Annotated in this window: 23 protein-coding genes; 13 read left to right on the top strand and 10 right to left on the bottom strand. The window is 69.9% G+C overall.

Translation table 11 applies throughout. The features are described from left to right. Nucleotides 1-10 precede the first annotated feature (10 nt). Nucleotides 11-913 carry an alpha/beta hydrolase gene (locus VKN16_20650; protein HME96616.1) on the top strand — a complete coding sequence of 301 codons (903 nt, stop codon included), beginning with the start codon at nucleotides 11-13 and terminating at the stop codon, nucleotides 911-913. A gap of 9 nt (nucleotides 914-922) precedes the next feature. Beyond that, nucleotides 923-1,789 carry an EamA family transporter gene (locus tag VKN16_20645; protein ID HME96615.1) on the top strand — a complete coding sequence of 289 codons (867 nt, stop codon included), beginning with the start codon at nucleotides 923-925 and terminating at the stop codon, nucleotides 1,787-1,789. On the opposite strand, the gene queF is transcribed toward VKN16_20645, so the two are convergent. Together queF and VKN16_20635 are read right to left on the bottom strand one after the other, a co-directional pair. After that, nucleotides 1,786-2,151: a preQ(1) synthase gene (queF, locus tag VKN16_20640; GenBank protein ID HME96614.1), complete on the bottom strand. Its 366-nt coding sequence runs from the start codon at nucleotides 2,149-2,151 to the stop codon at nucleotides 1,786-1,788. The two genes, VKN16_20645 and queF, sit on opposite strands and share 4 nt — an antisense overlap. Nucleotides 2,152-2,194: 43 nt before the next feature. Beyond that, nucleotides 2,195-3,079, bottom strand: a complete 885-nt coding sequence (locus tag VKN16_20635) for a DMT family transporter (GenBank protein HME96613.1) — start codon at nucleotides 3,077-3,079, stop codon at nucleotides 2,195-2,197. Between the two features lie 63 nt (nucleotides 3,080-3,142). On the opposite strand from VKN16_20635, the gene ychF reads away from it, so the two are divergent. Continuing rightward, nucleotides 3,143-4,222, top strand: coding sequence for a redox-regulated ATPase YchF (ychF, locus tag VKN16_20630; GenBank protein HME96612.1), 1,080 nt, complete (start codon nucleotides 3,143-3,145; stop codon nucleotides 4,220-4,222). Between the two features lie 133 nt (nucleotides 4,223-4,355). Here ychF and VKN16_20625 read toward each other — a convergent pair whose 3' ends face one another. The 4 genes from VKN16_20625 to VKN16_20610 all read right to left on the bottom strand — a co-directional run bounded on the left by VKN16_20625 (nucleotide 4,356) and on the right by VKN16_20610 (nucleotide 8,691). Beyond that, nucleotides 4,356-5,363 carry a uroporphyrinogen decarboxylase family protein gene (locus tag VKN16_20625; GenBank protein ID HME96611.1) on the bottom strand — a complete coding sequence of 336 codons (1,008 nt, stop codon included), beginning with the start codon at nucleotides 5,361-5,363 and terminating at the stop codon, nucleotides 4,356-4,358. Nucleotides 5,364-5,376: 13 nt separating this feature from the next. Then, nucleotides 5,377-6,237, bottom strand: a complete 861-nt coding sequence (locus VKN16_20620; GenBank protein ID HME96610.1) for a MaoC/PaaZ C-terminal domain-containing protein — start codon at nucleotides 6,235-6,237, stop codon at nucleotides 5,377-5,379. A gap of 10 nt (nucleotides 6,238-6,247) precedes the next feature. After that, complete coding sequence (locus VKN16_20615) at nucleotides 6,248-8,128, bottom strand: ASKHA domain-containing protein (protein ID HME96609.1); 1,881 nt, start codon at nucleotides 8,126-8,128, stop codon at nucleotides 6,248-6,250. A gap of 146 nt (nucleotides 8,129-8,274) precedes the next feature. Next, entirely contained in the window at nucleotides 8,275-8,691 is a 417-nt protein-coding gene (locus VKN16_20610; protein HME96608.1) for a hypothetical protein, read from the bottom strand. 234 nt (nucleotides 8,692-8,925) lie between these two features. Between VKN16_20610 and VKN16_20605 the strand changes: the two genes are divergently transcribed. From VKN16_20605 to VKN16_20595, 3 genes are read left to right on the top strand one after another with little or no spacing between them, the layout of a single operon-like run. Beyond that, complete coding sequence (locus VKN16_20605) at nucleotides 8,926-9,855, top strand: ABC transporter permease (GenBank protein ID HME96607.1); 930 nt, start codon at nucleotides 8,926-8,928, stop codon at nucleotides 9,853-9,855. A 40-nt stretch (nucleotides 9,856-9,895) separates the two neighbouring features. Continuing rightward, the gene (locus tag VKN16_20600) at nucleotides 9,896-10,741 is read left to right on the top strand and encodes an ABC transporter permease (protein HME96606.1); all 846 of its coding nucleotides are present in this window, start codon (nucleotides 9,896-9,898) and stop codon (nucleotides 10,739-10,741) included. Between the two features lie 20 nt (nucleotides 10,742-10,761). Continuing rightward, complete coding sequence (locus VKN16_20595; GenBank protein HME96605.1) at nucleotides 10,762-12,501, top strand: peptide ABC transporter substrate-binding protein; 1,740 nt, start codon at nucleotides 10,762-10,764, stop codon at nucleotides 12,499-12,501. A gap of 323 nt (nucleotides 12,502-12,824) precedes the next feature. On the opposite strand, the gene VKN16_20590 is transcribed toward VKN16_20595, so the two are convergent. Beyond that, a complete protein-coding gene (locus tag VKN16_20590) occupies nucleotides 12,825-13,241 on the bottom strand; it encodes a nuclear transport factor 2 family protein (GenBank protein ID HME96604.1) in 417 nt (138 codons plus the stop codon). A gap of 604 nt (nucleotides 13,242-13,845) precedes the next feature. On the opposite strand from VKN16_20590, the gene VKN16_20585 reads away from it, so the two are divergent. Further along, on the top strand, nucleotides 13,846-14,103 hold the full coding sequence (locus VKN16_20585; protein ID HME96603.1) for a hypothetical protein: 258 nt from the start codon (nucleotides 13,846-13,848) through the stop codon (nucleotides 14,101-14,103). 91 nt (nucleotides 14,104-14,194) lie between these two features. After that, nucleotides 14,195-14,470: a Smr/MutS family protein gene (locus VKN16_20580; protein ID HME96602.1), complete on the top strand. Its 276-nt coding sequence runs from the start codon at nucleotides 14,195-14,197 to the stop codon at nucleotides 14,468-14,470. Here VKN16_20580 and VKN16_20575 read toward each other — a convergent pair. The 3 genes from VKN16_20575 to VKN16_20565 form a co-directional block, all read right to left on the bottom strand. Further along, entirely contained in the window at nucleotides 14,467-15,240 is a 774-nt protein-coding gene (locus tag VKN16_20575) for a class I SAM-dependent methyltransferase (protein ID HME96601.1), read from the bottom strand. The two genes, VKN16_20580 and VKN16_20575, sit on opposite strands and share 4 nt — an antisense overlap. Nucleotides 15,241-15,259: 19 nt before the next feature. Beyond that, nucleotides 15,260-15,403 carry a hypothetical protein gene (locus VKN16_20570; protein ID HME96600.1) on the bottom strand — a complete coding sequence of 48 codons (144 nt, stop codon included), beginning with the start codon at nucleotides 15,401-15,403 and terminating at the stop codon, nucleotides 15,260-15,262. A gap of 72 nt (nucleotides 15,404-15,475) precedes the next feature. Further along, nucleotides 15,476-16,210: a hypothetical protein gene (locus VKN16_20565; protein HME96599.1), complete on the bottom strand. Its 735-nt coding sequence runs from the start codon at nucleotides 16,208-16,210 to the stop codon at nucleotides 15,476-15,478. 158 nt (nucleotides 16,211-16,368) lie between these two features. On the opposite strand from VKN16_20565, the gene VKN16_20560 reads away from it, so the two are divergent. From VKN16_20560 to VKN16_20540, 5 genes are read left to right on the top strand one after another with little or no spacing between them, the layout of a single operon-like run. Then, complete coding sequence (locus tag VKN16_20560; GenBank protein ID HME96598.1) at nucleotides 16,369-17,904, top strand: PLP-dependent aminotransferase family protein; 1,536 nt, start codon at nucleotides 16,369-16,371, stop codon at nucleotides 17,902-17,904. A gap of 9 nt (nucleotides 17,905-17,913) precedes the next feature. After that, nucleotides 17,914-19,077, top strand: a complete 1,164-nt coding sequence (locus tag VKN16_20555; GenBank protein HME96597.1) for an aminotransferase class I/II-fold pyridoxal phosphate-dependent enzyme — start codon at nucleotides 17,914-17,916, stop codon at nucleotides 19,075-19,077. Next, entirely contained in the window at nucleotides 19,074-19,730 is a 657-nt protein-coding gene (locus VKN16_20550; GenBank protein HME96596.1) for a GNAT family protein, read from the top strand. Before VKN16_20555 ends, VKN16_20550 begins: the two co-directional genes overlap by 4 nt. A gap of 28 nt (nucleotides 19,731-19,758) precedes the next feature. Further along, on the top strand, nucleotides 19,759-20,640 hold the full coding sequence (gene pdxS, locus VKN16_20545; GenBank protein ID HME96595.1) for a pyridoxal 5'-phosphate synthase lyase subunit PdxS: 882 nt from the start codon (nucleotides 19,759-19,761) through the stop codon (nucleotides 20,638-20,640). 11 nt (nucleotides 20,641-20,651) lie between these two features. Then, on the top strand, nucleotides 20,652-21,269 hold the full coding sequence (locus tag VKN16_20540) for a peroxiredoxin (GenBank protein HME96594.1): 618 nt from the start codon (nucleotides 20,652-20,654) through the stop codon (nucleotides 21,267-21,269). Nucleotides 21,270-21,272: the final 3 nt, after the last annotated feature.

Below are 21,272 nucleotides of genomic sequence, written 5' to 3'. Positions count from 1 at the left end.
CCGCCGGGTCGTGGCCCCGCGCGCGTCGAGCGTTCGCACGCCCTCGCTCGAGATCGCCTACGAGGAGCAGGGCCCGTCGGACGGCGCACCGGTGATCCTGCTTCACGGCTTCCCCGACGACGTGCGCGCGTGGGACGGGGTGGCGGCTCCCCTGGCCGCCGAGGGCCGCCGGGTGCTGGTGCCGTACCTGCGCGGCTACGGCCCGACGCGCTTCCTCGACCCGGCCGCGCCGCGCATGGCCCAGCAGGCCGCGATCGGCCAGGATCTGCTCGACTTCATGGACGCCCTCGGGCTCGAGCGGGCGAGCCTGGCCGGCTACGACTGGGGCGGACGCGCGGCCTGCATCGTCGCGATCCTGGCGCCGCGGCGGGTGCGCGCGCTGGTCACCATCGGCGGCTACAACGTGCAGAACACGCTCCGGCCCTCCGCTCCGGCCTCGGCCGAGGAGGAGCGCGCCTACTGGTACCAGTGGTACTTCAACACCGAGCGCGGCCGGGCCGGGCTCGAGGCCAACCGCCGCGACATCTGCCGGCTCCTCTGGCGCGAATGGTCGCCGGGCTGGCGCTTCGACGAGGCGACGTTCGATCGCACCGCGGTCGCCTTCGACAATCCCGACTTCGTGCCGGTGGTGATCCACTCCTACCGACACCGGCACGGCAACGCCGCCGGCGATGCGCGCTTCGACCCGATCGAGCGCCGCCTGGCCGAGCGGCCGCGGATCGAGGTCCCCACCGTCATCCTGCACGGCCGCGACGATGCGGTCGACCGGCCGCGCCGCTCCGAATCCCACGTCGGGCTGTTCCCGGACGGCACCGAGCGGCGCGTGGTGGCGGACGCCGGCCACTTCATGCCGCGCGAGCAGCCCGGCGCGGTGGCGGACGCCGTCCGCTCGCTCCTGGCCCGCACCCGATAGACCGCCGCCATGTGGCTCGTCCTCGCGCTGGTGGCCGCGCTGTGCCAGGTGCTGCGCAACACGGTGATGAAGCGCCTCGGCCACTCGCTCGACGAGTACATCAACGTGTGGGGCCGGTTCACCTTCCTGCTCCCGTTCGCGGCCGCCTTCGTGCTCTGGAAGGGCGTGCCGGAGATCAAGCCCGGCTTCTACCTGGCCTGCGCGTGCTTCGCGGTGAGCCAGACCATCTCCACCATGGCGCTGTCCAAGGCGCTCAAGCTCTCCGACATCTCGATGGTCACCGCGCTGTGGAAGGTCAGCCTGCTCGTGCTGGTCGTCCTCGGCTACTTCACCCTGAAGGAGCGGCCGACCCTGCTCGGGATCGTCGGCATCCTGATCAGCATGGCCGGGGTCTACCTGCTCAACGTCCACCGCGCCCACATCGCGTGGTGGGCTCCGCTCGCGGTGCTCTTCACCGACCGGGGCATGCGCTACTCGCTGCTCGCCGCGCTGTTCTTCGCGCCCTCGGTGGTCACCATCAAGTGGGCGATGCAGTGCTCGGACCAGTACATGGGCACCCTGGGAGGCTACGTGGCCGCGAGCCTGCTGGTCACCCCGATCGTGCTCAAGACCTCGCGCCGGCGCTTCGCGGAGGTCCCGCGCTACTGGAAGGCGTTCGTCAGCTTCGGTCTCTTCGCCTCGCTCACCACCGTGAGCCAGGGCACCGCCTATCTCATGACGCTGTCGTCGTACGTGGAGGCGGTCAAGCAGGTCGAGATCCTGTTCGCGATGGCGATCGGGGTGATCCTGTTCCACGAGAAGCAGAGGGTGCGCGACATCGCGCCGGGCGCGGTCGTGATGCTGGCGGGGGTGGCGCTGCTGAGCCTGGCCGGCTAGAGCTCCGGCCGCTTGCCGTGGGTGGCCCGCACCACCGTCTTGATGCCCCCGCGCACCGTGAAGTCGCCCACCACCTCGATCCAGCGCGGCGCGGCCGCGGCCACGAAGTCGTCGAGGATGCGGTTGGTCACGTCCTCGTGGAAGGCGCCCTCGTTGCGATACGACCAGATGTAGAGCTTGATCGACAGGAGCTCGAGGAGCCGCTGGTCCGGCACGTAGCGGACCCGGATGGTCGCGAAGTCGGGCTGCCCGGTGCGCGGGCAGATGCAGGTGAACTCGGGGATCTCGAGGCTCACCTCGTAGTCACGGTCCGGGTGCGGATTCGGGACGACCTCGAGGCTCTTCGACGGCCGGGTGGGCATGGATGGACGCTACCGCACCGTCTCCCGGGCGGTCAAGCGTGCCTCAGCGCCGAACCGTGAGCCCGATCCCGGCCGCGACCATCAGGGTGGAGAGCAGCAGCAGGGGACTCAGGCGGTCGCCGGTCACCGCGGCCGCGATGAGCACCCCGAAGAGCGGCGTGGTGAGCGAGCAGGTGGCCAGCGCGCTGGCCAGGTACTTCTGGTAGAGGTACGAGTTCACGATGAAGTTGAATCCGGCGATGACGACGCCCTGGTAGAAGAGCGAGGTGGCCAGCGCGCCGGTGTAGCGGGTCGGCGTTCCACTCTCGAAGAGCAGGCTCGCGAGCAGGAAGCACGCGCTGCCGATCGCGGACTGGAAGACCAGCAGCTTGATCGGATCGAGCCTCTGCACCGCCTTCGCCATGTACACCACGCGCTCGCCGAGCAGCACCGCGCTGCCCGCCACGATCAGGTCACCGACCAGGGTCGCGCTGTGGAAGGAGAACTCGCGGGCGAAGAGCAGCACGATCCCCGCGTAGGCGACGAGGACGCCGGCCAGCTTGGCGGGAGTCAGGCGATCGCCCGGGATCATGAAGTGGGCGAGCACCACCGCGTGCACCGCGTAGGAGTTGAGCAGGACCGCGCCGTGGGCGGCGGAGGTGAGCCCGATGCCCACGTTCATCGTGCCGATCTGGATCGAGAAGATCACGCCGAGCGAGATCAGCACGCGCCACTCGCCGGGCCCCACCGCGAAGACGCCGCGGTGCCGCGTCCACCGCGCGTAGGCCAGGATCGCGAGCGCGCCGAGCACGAAGCGGAACAAGGCGAGGCGCAGCGGCGGCGCGTCGGCGAGACCGACCTTCACCGCGACCGGATTGCCGCCCCACATGGCGGCGAGGAGGAGGGCGGTGGAGGCGCCGCGCCAGTCGAGGGGACGGAGCGAGGGCACTAGCAGCCGCGCGCGCGGCGCCGGAGGACGGCCATGTCGGGCGCTATGGTAGCATGGCCTGCGATGAAGATCGGTCTGGTCGGACTCCCCAAGAGCGGGAAGACCTCGTTGTTCAACCTGCTGACCGGCTCGAGCGTGGCCACCTCGTCGTTCGGCACCGCGCGCGGCGAGATGCACGCGGGCATCGCGCGCGTGCCCGACGCGCGGGTGGATCGCCTCACCGCGATGTTCAAGCCGAAGAAGACGACCTTCGCCACCTTCGAGGTGGTGGACCTCGCCGGCTTCGCGAAGGGCGAGCGCCAGGGCCTGGAGGCCAAGGAATTCCGCAACGCGGACGCGCTGCTCCACGTGGTGCGCGCGTTCGCGGATGCCGCCGGCACCGCCGCGGATCCGGCGGGTGACATCGACGACCTGGAGACCGAGCTGATCCTCGCCGATCTGGAGGTGGTGGAGCGGCGACTGGAGCGGCTCGAGGCGCAGCTCAAGAAGAAGCGCACCGACGCCGACGCGCACGAGCAGGCGATCCTGCTGAAGGTCACGCCCGGGCTCGAGGCGGGGCGGCCGATCCGGGCGATGGGACTCGCGGACGAGGAGGCGCGGGCCCTCCGGGGCTTCACCTTCCTTTCCCAGAAGCCGATCCTGCACTGCCTGAACCTCTCCGAGAAGGAGATCGCGCGCGGCCAGGGGCTCGCGGCGAGCTTCGGGCTCGAGGCGGTGGCCCAGCGGCCGGCGACGCGACTCGGCTGGGTGTCGGCGGTGATCGAGGCCGAGGTCGGCCAGCTCGAAGGCCCGGAGCAGGCCGCGTTCCTCGCCGATCTGGGACTCACCGAGCCGGCGATCCGTCGCGTCCTCGAGGACTGCTACGCCCTGCTCGGGCTGATCTCGTTCTTCACGGTCGGCGAGGACGAGGTGCGGGCGTGGTCCATTCCCCGGGGCACGCGCGCCCAGGACGCGGCGGGCGCGATCCACTCGGACATCGCGCGCGGCTTCATCCGGGCCGAGGTGGTGGGCTACGACGATCTGCTCGCGGTCGACGGCTCCATGGCCGCCGCGCGCGAGCGTGGCCGGCTACGGCTCGAGGGCAAGGACTACGAGGTGCAGGACGGCGAGATCTGCCACTTCCGCTTCAACGTCGCCAAGTAGGGCGAGGTGCAGCCGAAGGCGAGCCGAGCGAATAAGTAAAGACGGTTACGGTGTATGCGCCTGGCGCTTAGTCGGTAACCTCTCCCCCGCGGCCCGGATGCGGCATGAGAGCGCGGTCCACCGGGTCGCGCGGCTACTGTGGGCGGAGGAAGCCGAGGCGAGGCACGCCGCCGAGGGACTTGGCGATCGCCACGAGCGTCGCGTCGGAGGTGCCGACCGGCAGCACGCAGCCGGCGCCCAGGATGAGGCCGCGGCCGTCCACCTGCGCGATCGCGTCGCGCACCTCGGCCTGGGTGTCCTCGACGCTGCCGTCCTTCAGCGGTCCCCACTGGTCGAGGCCGCCGATCACCGCGCCGGGGACCCGCGCGAGGCCGTCTCGCAGTGACGGCCCGGCGCGGCGGTCGTCCCAGTTCCAGGCGTGCGCGGGGAGGCTGGCGAGCCGCTCGAACATCAGCCGCTCGCCGTGGCCATGCACGATCGTGAGCTTCGACTTCGCCTGCACCGCCTCCAGGATGCGCCGATCGTACGGCTCGCCGAAGCGTCGGTACTCCTCCTCGGTGTGGAAGGTCGTGCTCGCGGCCTGGATGGAGTAGAAGAAGCCCTCGGCGCCCTCGCGGAAGCACGCTTCGGCGAAGGCCAGGATGGTCTCGGTGATCGCCTCGAGCGCGTCGCTGACCGCCTGCGGATTCTCCTTGAGATCGTAGGCCAGCCGGTCGCCGGATAGCTTGCGGGCCAGCGAGAGCGGGCTGAACACCGTCGGCAGCGTCGAGCAGTCCGCTCGGCGGTCCACCACGCAGCGGATGATGGTCTCGAGATGCGACGCCCACGCGGTGGACTCCATCTTCACCGGCCGGATCTTCCGCCAGTCATCATGGGTGTTGACCGCGTGGCGCACGCAGGCGCGGTGCCCGTCGGCCAGCACCTCGTCGCCCTCGACGCAGCCCCAGTCCTCCACCGCGTAGCCGCCGGTGGGGGTGACCTTGAGGAAATCGGACTGGTAGCGCTCGTGGAAGCGCAGCGTGGACTGCGCCAGCGCCGCCGCGTTGCGGTCGACGTCGGGGAAGTGGCGCCAGAAGGCGTAGGGGGGCCGGTCGGTCGGCTGCCGCTTCAGCGCGGCCTGCACGCGCTCGAACTTGGTCATTCGCTCGTCTCCGTCAGCCTTCGAACACCAGCTCGCCGTCGCGCACCGCCGGGCGCCCGCCTTCGGCGAGGGCTTCGAAGCGGACCATCGGGCCATCGGCCGACGCCACCGGTTCACCGCCGCGGACGGTGAGTCGCGAGGGCAGCCGCACCATCGCGCCGAAGCGGCACGCGATCGAGCGCACCGGCGTGGCGGCGCCGCGCGGGTCGCGGCGCAGCGTCTGCGAGATCGCCAGGGCGAGCGTCGCGGTGCCGTGGAGGATGATGTCGGGCAGGCCCGCTCCGAGGGCCACCGCGCGATCGGTGTGGATCGGATTCCAGATGCGGGCGCACTCGGTGTACACGTGCGCGAGGGTGGCCGGGATGGGGATCTCGGTGGACCAGCTCCCGGACCACCCCTCACCCTGCCCTCTCCCCGCAGGGGAGAGGGTGGGGGAGGCGGGGTCGCAGTCGACGCCGAGGTAGAGGGAGCCGTAGTCGGTCATGCTGACGGGGTGTCCGGCGGAGTCCACCGTCTCCATGCGCAGGACCATGTAGGCACCGGGCGCGCGCCGCTCGAGCGCGGCCACCGTCGCGGTGGTGGAGAGGCGATCGCCGGCCCGCGGCGGCCGATGCAGGACGACGCGATGGGTCGCGTGCACGCCGCGCACCGCGATCTCGTCGGAGAGCGCCTTGGCGCGAAGATCGAGCGCCAGCGGCCACTCGTAGCACACCGGGAAGAGTGGGTGGGCGAGGATGCCTCCGGGGCGCGTGGTGTCGAAGTATTCCGGTGCATCCTCGCCGAGGGCGGCCGCGTAGGCCATCAGCCAGCGCGCGTCGATCTCCTGCTCGCGCGGCCCGACCTTCGTGCCGACGCTGGAGGCGGGGATGTGCACGGAAGACCCCTCACCCCGCCCTCTCCCCGGAGGGGAGAGGGGGGCGGGGGAAGTTCATGGAGTCGACGAAGATAGTCTCGAAGTCGGGATGCGCGGCGAGCGAGACGTGCTCGATGCGCCGGGCGATGGCCGCGGCCCGCGCCCTCTCGGCCTCGGAGACCAGCGCGAGCTGGGCGCCGAGTGCGGCCGCGTTGCCGACGTAGCGGACGCGGTGCTCGGGCAGGCCGGGCGGGATCAGGCCGATCCGCAGCGCGCTCCGCACCGAGAGATAGTTGCCGAAGCCGCCCGCCAGCATCAACTCGTCGACCCGCTCGGTGGGCACGGAGGCCACGTGCTGGAGCATCGCGACGCCCGAGGCGATCGCGCCCTTGCAGAGCTGGACCTGGCGGATGTCGTCCTGGGTGATCGTCAGCTCGCGCTCGGCACCCTGCTCACCCACCCGGGCGATGACGACGAGCCGCTCCTCGCCGCGCATCTCCACCCGCGAGCGGATCGGAGCGGGCAGGTGATCGCGCCCGTCGACGTCGATGAGGCCGGTCCAGTCGACCACGCCGAGATCGAGCAGCGCGGCGACCGCGTCGACGAGGCCGGAGCCGCAGAGCCCCTGGGCGGCGCCGTCGCCGATGGCGTGGAGCCGGAGGTCGCCGTCCGCCACCCAGACGCGGTCGATGGCTCCGATGGCCGCGCGCATGCCGTGGCGGATCTGCGCTCCCTCGAGCGCCGGGCCGGCGGGGGCCGAGCAGGCCCAGAGATGCTCGCGCGAGCCCAGCACCACTTCGCCGTTCGTGCCGATGTCCACCACGATGCGGAGCGAGGGCGACTCGTCGATGCGCGTGGCCAGCGCCGCCGCCACCGCATCGGCGCCCACGAAGCCCGCGACGATGGGCAGCAGGCAGACCACGGTCTCCGGGGGCAGCTTCAGGAACAGGTCGCGCGCGGGCAGCGTGAGGGGATGGCGCATGACCGGCGCGTACGGGGCCAGGCCGACGTGCGAGGGATCGATGCCGAGCAGCAGGTGGTGCATGCAGGTGTTGCCGACGATCACCACCTTGTAGATCCACTTGGCGAGCACTCCGGACTCGCGGGTGATCTGCTCGATGTGCTGGTTGAGCAGGCCGATGATGCGGGTCTGCAGCTTGCGCAGGTTGCCCGGGTCGAACTGGGCGAAGGCGATGCGTGACATGAGATCGCCGCCGAACACCGCCTGCGGGTTGAGGCTCGACACCGCGGCCATCTGCTCGCCGGACTCGAGCTCCATCAGCGTTGTCACCACGCTGGTGGTGCCGATGTCGATCGCGAGGCCGAACTGGTGCAGCGCGGTGTCGCCGGCCTCGACCGCGAGGAGGCGACCGCCGAACGTGGTGACGGTCACCTCCGCGTCGCGGTCACGCAGCGTCGCGGGCAGCGTCTTGAGCAGCGAGGGCGGGACCACGTCGACCGCGTCGCCGGTCGCGGCCAGCAAGGCCTCCAGGTCCGACGTCTGCAGGTGCTCGTCCTTGGGCAGGGCCACGTGGACAACTCGCTTGCGGATGCCCGCGTCGATCGAGATGGGCGTGGGCGCCCCCTCCGGCCGCTCCCCGCCCAGGATCTGGAAGGTGGTCTCGTCGAGCGGCGGCGCGATCTGCACCGTGACCGGCTCGGTCACCGGCCACTGGCACGAGAGACGGTAGCCCTCGCGCACGAGCGCGTCGCCCAGTTGCAGCTCGTCCATGATCGTGGGCGGCGGGGCGGTCCCGGCCACCAGCTTCACGCGGCACGAGGTGCAGCGCCCGCGACCGCCGCACGTGGCGGTGATGTCGACGCCGCCTCCGTGCGCCGCCTTCAGGATGGTGGTGCCGGGCTCGACCGGCAGGACGCGACGGCCGGGCAGGATGGTCAGCGGGATCGCCATTCGCGCGCAGGATACCACTCCATGGTGTCCGTGGACGAACCCGAACACCGGCGCGGAATGTCGAAGGCTACGCGAGCAGCAAGAAAGCCGTACCGAGCGGCCAGCGCTCCCGACCAGAAGGCCGGGAGTCCGATGTCACCGCCGGTCTACTTCGCCTTGTTGAAATCGAAGTTGAATGGTCCGCCCCTGGAGCCATAGCCATTGCCGACCAGCCCCCAGTTGCTTCCCCGATCCATCAGCGTGGCAGAGCCCGACCGCTCACCCGATCCGAGTGCACCGGTCCCCCCGGTGCTCATGAAGTGCACGTAGCCATCCTTGATCTCGGCCTTGCCGGTGGAGGAGAAGGCGCCCGCCGCGAGCGTGTAGGTACTGTCGGGCCTGACGGTCAAGGTCCCCGTTGCGGCCGGCGCGCCGGTCGCATACACATTGCCGGTCCATGCCCCGGTGAGTAGGGATGCATCGGAGGGCGTCACTTGCTTGGCCGTGCCACTCGCACAGCCGGCGATCAGGCCAGCCACCATCGTGACCACCGCGATACCACGGGACGTCGTCGTCTTCACCATCGGGGTTCTCCCTGGTTTCGGCTGTCTCTGCACGCTCGCGAGACGCCCCGGCACCAGTACCTGCGCAGTTGACAAGTCAGCTGCCACGCCGCCCCGAGCCACCAAATGCTACGAGGGCAGCCCAGCACCGTCAAGCGCCGAGATGAACCACTTCTTCCTTGACTTTTTATCTGGGTTTGCCGATAGTTGCGCTGACCCGTCACAGGTGCTTGGGCGGGCACTGCTTCGGGGGGTGTGTTGGTCCGCTACGTCGTCTATCGCCTCCTCTGGTTGGTTCCGACGCTTCTCGCCATGGCGCTCGTCACCTTCCTGGTGATGCATGCCACGCCGGGTAGCCCGCTCGATCCGGTGGCCGAAGGGGCCAATCCGCTATCGCCCGAGGCGCAGAAGAACCTCGCGGAGGTCTACGGTCTCGACAAGCCGCTCTACGCCCAGTTCGGGATCTTCCTGAGCAAGGCGATCCGGGGGGATTTCGGCACGTCGTTCGTCTACAAGACCCGCACCGTGACCGAGATCATGAAGGAGACGTTCCCGATCTCCCTCCTGCTGGGAAGCATGGCCCTGGCGCTTGCGATCGTGGGCGGCGTATCGCTCGGCATCCTGGCCGCGGTGTACCAGAACCGCTCGTGGGACTACGTGTCGGTGTCGGTGGCCACGCTCGGCGTCAGCGTGCCGAACTTCGTGCTTGCGGTATTCCTCATCGTGATCTTCTCGTTCGTCCTGCCCATCTTCCCGACCGGAGGCTGGAACTCGCCGAAGGACTGGGTGCTGCCGACGATCACGCTCGCCCTTGCCCCCATGGGGATCATCGCGCGCTTCACGCGCTCGAGCATGCTGGAGGTGATCCGGTCCGACTACATCGTGACCGCCCGGGCCAAGGGCCTGTCCGAGGGGCCGGTCATCCTCAAGCACGTGCTGAAGAACGGGTTCATTCCGGTGGTGACGTTGCTCGGGCCGATGTTCGCCGCGGTCGGCACCGGCTCGTTCTTCGTCGAGTCCATCTTCCGCGTCCCGGGCATGGGACGGTTCTTCGTACTCTCGATGACCGGCCGCGACTACCCGATGATCATGGCGGTGGTGCTGATCTACGGGGGATTCCTGGCCATGATGAACCTGGTCGTCGACCTCCTCTATGGCGCTCTCGACCCCCGCATCCGATACTAGCGTTCCGGGTGAGGCGGCGCTGCCGCTACCTCGCGCCACGGTGCGGGTATCCAGCCTGTGGCGCGACGCCTGGCGAAGACTCCTCCGGAACAAGCTCGCGGTGGCGGGTGGCGTTGCGATCGTCCTGCTCTGCCTGATCGCGATCTTCGCGGACTTCCTGGCTCCCCAGTCATACACCAAGGCCAACTTTGGCCGCCTCTACGAGGGGCCCTCGCGCGAGTACCCGCTCGGCACCGACCAGCTCGGGCGTGACGTGCTCTCCCGGCTGATCTATGGGGCGCGGGTATCGATGCTGGTCGGGCTGGGGGCGCAGGTCATCATCGTGCTGATCGGCGTGCCCATCGGCGCCTTGTCGGGATTCATCGGCGGTCGCACCGATCTGCTGCTGACCCGGTTCGTGGACGTGATGTACGCCTTTCCCCAGCTACTCTTCGTCATTCTGGTCATGTCCATGCTGGGGGCCGGGCTGATGAACATCTTCATCGCGCTGGGCCTCACCGGGTGGGTGGGCATCGCGCGGCAGACGCGAGCCCAGGTCCTCTCCATCAAGGAGAAGGAGTTCGTCGAGGGCGCCCGCGCCCTCGGGGCCGGCTTCTGGCGTGTGATGTCTCGCCACGTCCTGCCGAGCGCCCTGACCCCGATCGTGGTCTCGATCACTTTCGGGATTCCGACGGCCATCTTCACCGAGGCCGCACTCTCGTTCATCGGCGTCGGCATCAACCCGCCCACGCCCTCGTGGGGCCAGATGGTGGGCGAGAACCAGCAGTTCCTCCGTTCCTATTGGCACCTGTGCGTGTTCCCGTCGATCGCCATCGCCGTGACCATGCTCTCGTTCACCTTCTTCGGCGACGGCGTCCGCGACGCCCTCGACCCCAAGCTGAAGTAACCCCAACAGGAGGAGACCCCATGCCGCCACTGAGAATTCCGGACGCCCAGCTGGATCTCTTCGCCCAGCGCCTCGAGTCCATCGGGGTCGGCCGGCGCGACTTCCTGAAGGTGATTGGCGCCATGGCCGCCTTCGGGGGGCTCGGCTTCGCCACCGAAGCCCGGGCGGCCAAGCCATCTCGGCCCGGGCCCGGCGAGAAGCTCGCCAAGGAGCAGGTGCTGCGCTACGGCGGCGGCGGTTGGATGGCGAACGAGCCAGCCAGTCATGACTTCAACAAGGACCTCTACTGTGGGGGCGCGAATGGGCTCTTCGCCGGCCTCATGACCTTCAACCCCGACTTCGTGGCGGTGCCGTGGATGGCGAGCAAGGTCGAGGGCAACAAGGATGGCTCGGTATGGACCTTCACGGTCCGGAAAGACAGCCGCTGGTCGGACAACACGCCGGTGTCCGCCCGGGACTTCGAGTGGTCGTGGAAGCGCCAGCTCGATCCGGCCAGCGCGGCGCCCTACGCGAAGTTCCTGTACGACATCAAGAACGGGGAGGCCTACAACAAGAAGAAGGTCACCGACGCGAGCCAGGTCGGCGTGCGCGCCAAGGACGACTGGACGCTCGAGGTGACCCTGGAAGGGCCGCGGGGCTACTTTCCGGTCCTGACCGCGTACCTCGCTGCGCTGCCCGCGCACCGGGGCGCGGTGGAGAAGCACGGCGACAAGTGGACGGAGGCGGCCAACATCGTCTGCAATGGGCCGTTCACGCTCGAGGCGTGGGAGCACAACAAGCAGGTCGTGCTCAAGAAGAACCCTTACTACTACGGGGCCAAGGACGTGCACCTGACCCGGGTGGTGATCCCGATCATCCCGGTGGCCTCGGGCGCGCTGCCCTACGAGAACAACGAGCTCGACATGACCGCGCTGCAGTCCGGCGATCTCAAGCGCCTGCAGTCCGACCCGCGCATGTCCAAGGACGTCTTCCGTTACCCGTACCCCGGCACCTGGTACCTCATTCCCCAGGTGACCAAGCCGCCGTTCGACAACTTGAAGGTCCGCCGGGCCGTGGCCCACGCCATCGACCGGGAGAACGTGGTGAAGGTCAGCCAGGGCTTCGCGGTGCCGGCCTGGTCGATGATCCCGCCCGGCTTCCCGGGGGCGATCGACGACGCCAAGATCAAGGCGATGCAGAAGTACGACAAGAAGCTGGCCCTCGAGCAGCTCAAGGGCACGCCCTTCGAGGGCGGCAAGAACTGGCCCAAGATCACCCTCAGCATGCGCGACGAGGGGCTGGGCTCGAAGCCGCTCGCCGAGGCGGTGCAGGCGGTCCTGCTCGACTCCCTGAACATGAAGACCGAGCTGGAAGTCCTCGAGCCGCGGGTCTTCCGCGACCGCCTGTGGAAGCAGGATCTGCAGTTCGTATGGATCCGCTGGTTCATGGACTATCCGGACCCGCACAACGAGTACTTCGACACGTTCTACGGCAAGGGCACGACCGGCAAGCGCCAGGCGTGGGTCAACGACGCCTTCGACAAGGAGCTCGAAGCCGGACGCGACACCCGCGACCCGAAGGCGCGGCTCGAGCACTACAAGAAGGCCGAGGAGATCATGCAGCAGGACGTCGGTTACGTGCCGGTGGCCTGGGTGGTGCGCTATGCGGCCAAGAAGCCGTGGGTGGCCGGTGTCGAGAAGAACAAGGCGGGGGAGTTCGTGGTGGACGGCAACATCTACGTGGACATGTTCGAGCACATCTACATCACGGAAAAGGGCTAGTGCGGCGGCGGTCGTCTGGGCGGTCGCGGCCGACGCGACCGCCCAGACCGATCTGGTCCAGGCCCTCGTCGGCCGATGGGAAGGGGAGATCTTGGGGCGACGCCGGCGGCAAGCAGCCGTCGCTCCGCTGGACGAGTCGGAACGGCACCGCCTACGCGGTCAGCCTGTTCGACGGCCGCACGCTGTCCGGCACCGCGACCTTGACGCAAGAGACGGCGGGACACCGCGAGCGGGAGCGACCGGTCAAGCTGGAGAAGAAGCCCTAACGGCCACTTTGGAGTCTACCGACAGGCCGGCGGCCCGTCGTCACAGCCGTGTCGGATTCACGCGCGCCGCCCGTGGGCGCTCTCGGATTGACTGGGCAGCAGGGAGACGTGGCTGTGCACGGCCAGCCAGCGGCCGTCCCGCCGGGCCAGGTTGAAGGTCGCCCGGCCGTGGCGGGTGAACGGCTGACCATCCGAGCCGGAGGCGCCCGACGACCACGTGGCGGCGATCCAGGCGGAGTCTCCGGATCCCGAGACGGTCGGCGTCTCGTCGAAGCGGAAGTCGCGAATGCGCGGCCAGATCTGGCGCCACTGCTCGCGCTCGATGTTGTCGAGGCCGTGGACGGCCGTCGCGTAGGTCCCGAAGGCGACCGCGTCGGAGGCGAAGAGCTTGCGGCCCTCCGCGAAGTCACGCCCGCGGCAGGCGGCCTCGAAGGTGCGTAGCCACGCGAGCGCGTCGGCCCGGGTATCGGACATGCGCGGATTATGAATCGGGTGCGGCTCTTGTCAAGCGCGAGCCGACTCGCTATCCTGCGCCACATGATCGGGCCGGGTTTCCCATCGGGGCTCACCGGCAACCAGCTTGTGGCGAGGGACGTGTGAGAGCCCGGCCCGCGGCGCGCTGGCTCGTCGCGGTCGTTCTCGCTCTCGGGCTCGCGAGCGCGCCGAGGGTCGAGTGGCCGAGCGACGACGAGCGCCCGGCCGTGCGCGCGCCGGCGCTCGGCGAGACGATGGATCCGGGATGGGCCGCGCTCGACGACCCCGCCGTGGACGATCCATCCGGCGACGTCGAGAAGGCGGCACTTTCCCCCGCGGCGGCTCTCGTCCTCGGCACGTCGATGCTCGGCGCGCTCCCGACGCGGGCGGCCGGTCGGGGCAGGGCCGGCTGGCCCGGCTCCTCGCCGACCCGGGGGCCTCCGCGCGCGCGGGCGGCGGCCTCGAATTCCCTCCCGATTGCTCCGTCCCGTCCAACCGAATGCTCGATCGAAGGCCGTGGTCCGCCCGCTCGACGACGGTCTCCGCGCCGGCGGCCCGTGCTGTGCTGCTCAACCGACGGATCACCCTTACAGGAGGAACGCTCATGAGACTGGCCTCGATCGCGATCGCAACCGCCCTCGTGGCAATGTGTGGCGCCCCGGCCCTCGCCAACGAGTGCCCGCTGCTCCAGCGGCAGATGGACCGCCAGGTCGGCAACCGGCTCGACAATGCGTCGTACCAGGCGAAGGAGAAGATGAAGGAGGCCCAGGCCCTCCACCAGCAAGGCAAGCACGCCGAGTCCGTGGCCAAGTACGACGAGGCGGCGAAGATGATCGGAGTCACACTCGAGCACAAGAAGTAGCGTGAGCTTCGGCGCCCCGGACGGGGGCCGTGAGGCCACGTCCGCGGCGCCGCCGCTCGGGCTCATGGCGTAGGCTGATGGGTGCGGAGCCATGGACGAGCCCGAGCCGATCATCCTGCCCATCGAGGATTCCCTCGATCTCCACGCCTTCGCGCCGCGAGACGTGCGCTCGGTGGTCGAGGAGTATCTGCGTCAGGCTGCCGCGCGCGGATTCCGCGAGGTGCGGCTGATCCACGGCAAGGGCATCGGGATCCAGCGCGCGATCGTGCGAAGCGTGCTGGCGGATCATCCCGCGGTCGTCCGCTTCTTCGACGGTCCGCCCGAGCGGGGCGGATGGGGGGCGACGGTCGTGGTGCTGGCCGACTAGTCCCGATCGGCCCGCAGGAGCAGCATCCGATCGGTGAACGAGACGATGCGCCCGTCTTCGATCCGAAAATCGAACGCGTCCCGGCAGTGAGCGGGCGCGGCCAGCACGAACCGCTCCAGGTCGGCGCGCGCCTCCGGAGTCATCCGCATCCGGGTGGTCCACTCGTCCCAGGGACGCACCTTGCTCATGACCGTCTCGTCCAGGACGGTGAGGCCCGCGGCCCGGAGGAAGGCGGTCCACTCCAGCTGCCGGTAGGCGCGCACGTGGCTCGGATCACGCCGCCGCTCGACCTCCCGGATGAATGCCGCCGCGTCCTGGTCGTCGTGTCCCAGGATGTCCTGGATCAGGAAGGTGCCGCCGGCCCGGAGCACGCGGGCCACCTGGCGCAGGGCGGGCAGCAGCGCGGGGAAGTGATGGGCCGCGATCCGGCAGGTGACCGTCCCGAAGGTCGCATCGCGGAAGGGCAGCGTCTCGACGTCTCCGCCGACGAAGCGCACGGCGGCACCCTCGCGGGCGATGAATCGGCGCGCGGCCTCGAGCATCGGCAAGGTCACGTCCATCGCGACCACGCTCTCGGTGAAGCGCGAGAAGGCCAGCGCGGTGTGGCCGCCGCCGGTGGCGATGTCGAGGACGCGGGCCGCTCCGCGCTTGCGCCCCCAGGCGAGCAGCCACTCCAGGTCCGGGCCCGCGGCGTGGCCGGCGCTGGTGACGTAGGCGGCCGCGCTCGGCCCGAACTGCGCCTGCACCCGGCCCTGCTGGCTGTCGCTCACGTCGGCCTCTCGATGCCGGTCAGGACGGCTTGCGCTGGGAGAGGTGGCGCAGCAGGAACTCCGAGTCGAGCGGGGTCAGATCGAAGCGGCGCCCCGCCTCGTCGATGAGCTTCGTCCGGTCGGCGGCGGGATCGCGCTCGATCTGCTCGTCGATCCACTTCACCGCCTGCTTGATGGGCGCTTCGCCTGCGCTGATGGCCGGCCTCCTCTCGCGGACGCACCGGTGGGCGGTCTGCTAGAGATCGCGGACCACGCGCCGGGCGCGGTCCACGTTCCGTTTGAAGATGTCGAACGAGTTTTCCATCTCGGGCTTGCGGCCCTGTCCGCGATCGAGCGTGAAGCAGGAGAAGGTGATGTCGTGGGCCAGCGGGAAGTCGCGATAGAGCTGGCCCGCCACCTTCTGCGGATTCTCGGACCGGGTGATCTCGAAATCCTCCCGAGCGCGCAGGGGCGGCATGCGCTCGCCGTGCTTGGTCCGCACCCACTTCATGGTGCCGCCCAGCAGATAGGACAGGAACAGGCAGTCCACCAGCATGGATTCGGTCCAGGGGATCGCCTTCTGGTAACCGGCCACGAACCGCGCGCCGGTGGAGAGCAGGAAGTTCCGGGCGGTGTCGGGGGTGACGAAGTCGCAGGCCCCGAAGATGTAGCCGGTGCCGGTGCTGGGCCGGCAGTGGTCGACCAGGGTCTCCAGATGGATCACCTTGTCGCCGATGCCCACCAGCTTGCGCCGCTGGCCGTGCGAGGCGATGTAGCAGACCTGGAAGGAGCGGCGCCGGCGGCGCACCTCCTCGAGCAGCAGCCCCAGGTCGTAGCTCGAGTAGAACCGCCGGTAGACGAGGTTGACCCGGATGCCTTCCCAGGCCAGCGACTGCTTGATCGCCTTGAGGTAGGGGAGCACCGAGGGCTCGTCGTCGAGCAGACGGCCTTTCTTGTTCCACATCGATTCCAGCACTACGACGCCCGGCATCGTCCCGTCCTTTGAGATCCCTCTGGGAAGCCCAGGGAGCCCTGGGCGAGGCATGATACCACGGGGTCCCGGGGGTCGATATTGGATGGTTTCTGAATCATCCAATTGGCGGTTTACAACCTCGACATGGTAGAAATAATGGCTGGTATCGGGGAGCCATGAGAATTCAACTCGACAGGGGTACCGGCCGGACGGGCAAGGCCCCGTTGTCCCGGCAGATCCAGCTGCACTTCGAGCGGCTGATCAGCCAGGGCCTGCTCGGCACCGGCGTGAAGCTCCCGGCCAGCCGGGAGCTGGCCCGCGAGCTGGGGGTGAACCGTACCACGGTGGCCCTCGCCTACGACGAGCTGGTGGCCGGCGGGTGGGCGCGGGCCCACGTGGGCCAGGGGACGTTCGTGGCCGACCGGGTTCCGGTATCGGCCGGGGAGACGCGCCCGGCGGCGCCCAGGCTCGACTGGACGGGCTTCCTCTCGAAGGGCGCTCAGGTGATCGCGGCCGACAACCGCCGCCGCCGCGCCTCGACCCAGATGCCGCGATCCGGGCCGGGGGCCATCTCGTTCGCCGGCGGCATGCCCGACAGCGGACTCTTTCCGACGGACGCATTCCGTCGCGTCCTGAACCGGGTGATCCGCGAGGAGGGCCGCGAGCTGCTTCAGTACTATCCCGCGCGCGGCTACCCGCCGTTGCGCGAGTTCCTGGCCGCGTACCTCCTGCGCTTCGGCCTGGAAGTACGGCCCGACGAGATCCTGATCGTCAACGGCTCGCAGCAGGGCTTCGATCTGGTCGGCCGCACCCTGCTCGACCCGGGCGATTTCGTGGCCATCGAGGAGCCGTCGTACCCGCGGGCGATGCAGGTCTTCCGGGCCTTCGGCGCCCAGCTGCTGCCGGTGCCGATGGTGGCCGGAGGCCTCGACCCCGCGCATCTCGACCGCCTGCTCGAGCGGCAGTCGCCGAAGCTGCTCTACTGTCAGCCGAGCGCGCACAATCCGACCGGCCTCACCATGCGCGACGAGACTCGCGCGCGGCTATTGGAGGTGGCGGCCCGGCATCGCCTGCCCATCCTCGAGGACGGCTTCGACGGCAGTCTCTTCTTCGGCCCGCGGCCGCCCGCGCCGCTCAAGGCGCTCGACGCCTCCGGGCTCGTCATCTACGTCGGCACGTTCTCCAAGATCCTGTTCCCGGGCCTCCGGCTCGGCTGGATCGTGGCGGCTCCGGAGCTGATCGACCGCCTGGAGCTGGCGAAGGAGCTGTCCGACATCCACACGAGTCCGCTGATCCAGGCCGCGGTCTACCACTTCTGTCGCCAGCGCCTGCTCGATCGGCACCAGGCGCGGGTGCTGCGCGAGTACGGCCGGCGGCGCGCCGCCCTGTTGCAGGGCCTGTCCAAGCGCATGCCGGCCGGGGTGACGTGGACGGATCACGAGGGCGGCTTCTCGCTGCTGGTCACGCTGCCCGCGGGCCTGGATGCGGCGGCGCTGCTCGAGCGCGCCGCCCAGCGCGGGGTGGTGTTCACGCCGGGCAACGCGTTCTTCGTGGACGGCGGCGGCGAGCGCACGCTGCGCCTGTCCTTCTCCGCCCTGCCCCTGAGCCAGATCGACGAGGGCATCAAGCGCCTGGCCGACACCATTCGCGACGCGCAGCGGCAGCCGGAGCCCGCCAGCCTCGGCGCGGTGACCGCGGTGCCGCTGGTCTAGGAGAGATCCGTGAACTTCCACACCCTCGTCGCGCGCGGCGGCCGTGATGTGCCGTCGGCGAGCCGGCCGCTGACCGCGCCGATCTATCAGACCAACGTCTACGTGTTCGAGGACATGGATACGGTGGAATCGGTGTGGGAGAGCAAGAGGCCGGGCTTTGTCTACGGCCGCTACGGGACCGGCAACCACGCGATGCTGGAAGACCTGGTCGCGGCCCTCGAGGGGGCGGAGGCGGCGGTGGCCTGCGCGTCGGGCATGGGCGCGACCACCGCGCTGCTCCTCGGCCTCTTCTCGGCCGGCGATCATCTCGTGTCGGCCCGCGATCTCTACGGCTCGACCGCCGCGTTCCTGGGCGACGAGGGCCGGCGCCTCGGCATCGAGACCGACTTCGTGGACGCGACCGATACGACCGCCATCGTGAAGGCCCTCCGTCCCACGACCCGCGCGGTGTTCGTGGAAGCGATCTCCAACCCGCTGCTGCGGCTGGTGGACCTGCCCGCGCTCGCGCCCGAGCTGCGGCGCCGCGGGATCGATCTGATCGTCGACGCCTCGATGGCGTCCCCCGCGGTGCTCCGGCCCATCGAGCACGGCGCGACGATGGTGACGCACAGCCTGACCAAGTTCATCTCCGGGCACGGGGACGTCACCGGCGGCCTGGTCGCCGGGCGCGCCGAGCCGATGGCCCGCGTGCGCAACGCCATGATCCGCGCCGGCACCAATCTGGGGCCGTTCGACGCCTGGCTGGCCACCCGCGGCGCGCGCACCCTCGCGGTGCGCATGGAGCGGCAGTGCGCCACCGCCCACGCGCTGGCTCAGGCGCTGCAGCGCATGCCCGCGGTATCGCGCGTGTACTACCCGGGGCTGCCCTCGCACGATCAGCACGCGCTGGCCCGTCGGCTGATGCCGCGTTTCTGCGGCGCCATGCTCTCGTTCGACCTCCGCGCCGGCGCACCCGCGGTGGAGCGCTTCATGGGACGGACGCGCCTGCTCGAGTTCGCCCCGAGCTTCGGCGACGTGGCCACCACGTGGACCTATCCGGCCCGCACCTCGCATCGACGGGTCTCCGACGAGGAGAAGGCCGCGATGGGCATCGGGGCCGGGCTGGTGCGCGTGTCGGTGGGCCTCGAGGACGCGGGCGAGCTGCAGGCCGACCTGGAGGCGGCGCTGGCATGACCGGGGTGGCGACCGAGACCGCGACGACGGTGGTAGCGCCCGTGGTGCTGGAAGGGCGCGTCGTCCGCCTCGAGCCCCTGACCGCGGCCCACGCGGGGGACCTGCTCGCCGCGGCCTCGGGCCCGCGCGATACGTACGGCCTCACCTGGGTGCCGGGCAGCCTGGCCGACGCGGCCGCCTATATCGACGCCGCCCTGGGCGAGCAGACCGCGCGTCGCTCGCTGCCGTTCGCGACGGTGGACCGCGGCCGCGGACGGGTGGTGGGCTCCACTCGCTTCCTCAACATCGAGTACTGGACGTGGCCTCCGGGCAACGCGCACCAGCGGGGCGCCGAGCGGCCCGATGCGGTGGAGATCGGCGCGACGTGGCTCGCGGCCGATGCGCAGCGCACGCCGATCAATACCGAGGCGAAGCTGCTGATGCTGGAGCACGCCTTCGATCGGTGGCGGGTCCACCGGGTCAGCCTCATGACCGACGCGCGCAACGAGCGCTCGCGAAACGCGATCATGCGGCTGGGCGCGCGCTTCGACGGGGTGCTGCGCGCGGCCCGGCCGGCCAGCGACGGGAACATCCGCGACACCGCCGCCTTCTCGATCCTGGAATCGGAATGGCCGGCGATCCGGGCGAGGCTGCAGGCGCGACTCACGCAGTGATCCGATCACTCGAACAAGGAGACGGGACATGGAGAGCGGAACGCTGAGACTGAAGGTCGGACTGGCCGAGATGCTGAAGGGCGGCGTCATCATGGACGTGACCAACGCCGAGCAGGCCAAGATCGCCGAGGACGCGGGCGCCACGGCGGTGATGGCGCTCGAGCGAGTGCCCTCCGACATCAGGAAGGAAGGCGGGGTGGCCCGCATGTCGCCGGTGACCAAGATCAAGGAGATCCAGAAGGCGGTGACGATCCCGGTCATGGCCAAGTGCCGGATCGGCCACTTCGTGGAGGCGCAGATTCTCGAGTCGCTGGGAGTCGACTACATCGACGAGTCCGAGGTGCTGACGCCCGCCGACGAGCACTTCCACGTGGACAAGTTCGCGTTCAAGGTGCCGTTCGTGTGCGGGGCCCGCGACCTGGGCGAGTGCTTGCGCCGCATCGGCGAGGGCGCGGCCATGATGCGGACGAAGGGCGAGGCCGGCTCCGGCAACATCGTGGAGGCCGTGCGCCACATGCGCGCGGTGACCTCCGGCATCCGCCGGCTGACCATGCTGGGCGACGAGGAGCTGATGACCGAGGCCAAGAACCTGGGCGCTCCTTACGAGATCGTCCGCTGGGTGGCCAAGAGCGGCCATCTGCCGGTCCCGAACTTCTCGGCGGGCGGCATCGCGACGCCGGCCGACGCGGCGCTGATGATGCAGCTGGGCGCCGAGGCGGTGTTCGTGGGATCCGGCATCTTCAAGTCGTCCGACCCGACGGTCCGGGCCAAGGCCATCGTGCAGGCGACCACGCACTTCAAGGATCCCGACGTGCTGGCCAAGGTCTCCGAGGGACTCGGCGACGCGATGCCCGGGATCGAGACCTCGAAGCTCAAGGAGTCCGAGCTCCTGCAGACCAGGGGCTGGTAACGCGCGAGATCATGACCGACGAGATCTACCGCCTCCCCCCGGACCTGCCCGTGCCGGTCGACGACGGCGCCTGCGACCATCTGCCCGGGGCGCAGGTGCCGTCGGTCCGGCTGCAGTCCACGGCCGGGCGGTGGATCGATCTCGCGGACATCGCGGCGCGGCCGAGCGTGTTGTTCTTCTACCCGCGCACCGGCGAGGCCGGGAAGCCGGCCGGACCGGCGTGGGACGCGATTCCAGGGGCCCGCGGCTGCACGCCACAGAGCTGCGGGTTCCGCGATCTGTTCCGGGAGTTCGGCGCGCTGGGGGTCGTCGTCTACGGGGTCAGCACCCAGGAAACGGCGTACCAGCGCGAGTTCGTCGCTCGCCACCACGTGCCCTTCGAGATCCTGAGCGACCGCGATCTCTCGCTGACCCGCGGTCTGCGCCTGCCGACGTTCGAGTACCCCGTCGAGCGAGGAGGCCCGACGACCCTCATCAAACGAATGGCCTGGTACGTGGAGCGGGGGCGCATCGAGCGCGTCTGGTATCCGGTCTTCCCGCCGGGCCGGAACGCGGAGACCGTGCTCGGGTGGCTCCGCGAGCGCGCCCGCCTCTTGCCGGGGGCGCGCACGGCGGTGGGGCTCGCATGAAGA

This window comes from Candidatus Methylomirabilota bacterium, from assembly GCA_035315345.1.
Taxonomy (GTDB): Bacteria; Methylomirabilota; Methylomirabilia; order Rokubacteriales; family CSP1-6; genus CAMLFJ01.
Note: the sequence above shows the minus strand (reverse complement) of the source record. Positions and strands in the feature narration are given on the sequence as shown.

Bases quoted from the DNA above. Each gene is read 5' to 3' on its own strand.
- VKN16_20540 (HME96594.1), top strand. From the start codon at position 20,652: ATGACCGACGAGATCTACCGCCTCCCCCCGGACCTGCCCGTGCCGGTC.
- VKN16_20610 (HME96608.1), bottom strand. From the start codon at position 8,691: ATGGTGAAGACGACGACGTCCCGTGGTATCGCGGTGGTCACGATGGTG.
- queF (HME96614.1), bottom strand. From the start codon at position 2,151: ATGCCCACCCGGCCGTCGAAGAGCCTCGAGGTCGTCCCGAATCCGCAC.
- VKN16_20590 (HME96604.1), bottom strand. From the start codon at position 13,241: ATGTCCGATACCCGGGCCGACGCGCTCGCGTGGCTACGCACCTTCGAG.
- VKN16_20580 (HME96602.1), top strand. From the start codon at position 14,195: ATGGACGAGCCCGAGCCGATCATCCTGCCCATCGAGGATTCCCTCGAT.
- VKN16_20585 (HME96603.1), top strand. From the start codon at position 13,846: ATGAGACTGGCCTCGATCGCGATCGCAACCGCCCTCGTGGCAATGTGT.
- VKN16_20550 (HME96596.1), top strand. From the start codon at position 19,074: ATGACCGGGGTGGCGACCGAGACCGCGACGACGGTGGTAGCGCCCGTG.
- VKN16_20615 (HME96609.1), bottom strand. From the start codon at position 8,128: ATGGCGATCCCGCTGACCATCCTGCCCGGCCGTCGCGTCCTGCCGGTC.
- VKN16_20625 (HME96611.1), bottom strand. From the start codon at position 5,363: ATGACCAAGTTCGAGCGCGTGCAGGCCGCGCTGAAGCGGCAGCCGACC.
- VKN16_20645 (HME96615.1), top strand. From the start codon at position 923: ATGTGGCTCGTCCTCGCGCTGGTGGCCGCGCTGTGCCAGGTGCTGCGC.
- ychF (HME96612.1), top strand. From the start codon at position 3,143: ATGAAGATCGGTCTGGTCGGACTCCCCAAGAGCGGGAAGACCTCGTTG.
- VKN16_20595 (HME96605.1), top strand. From the start codon at position 10,762: ATGCCGCCACTGAGAATTCCGGACGCCCAGCTGGATCTCTTCGCCCAG.
- VKN16_20565 (HME96599.1), bottom strand. From the start codon at position 16,210: ATGCCGGGCGTCGTAGTGCTGGAATCGATGTGGAACAAGAAAGGCCGT.
- pdxS (HME96595.1), top strand. From the start codon at position 19,759: ATGGAGAGCGGAACGCTGAGACTGAAGGTCGGACTGGCCGAGATGCTG.
- VKN16_20560 (HME96598.1), top strand. From the start codon at position 16,369: ATGAGAATTCAACTCGACAGGGGTACCGGCCGGACGGGCAAGGCCCCG.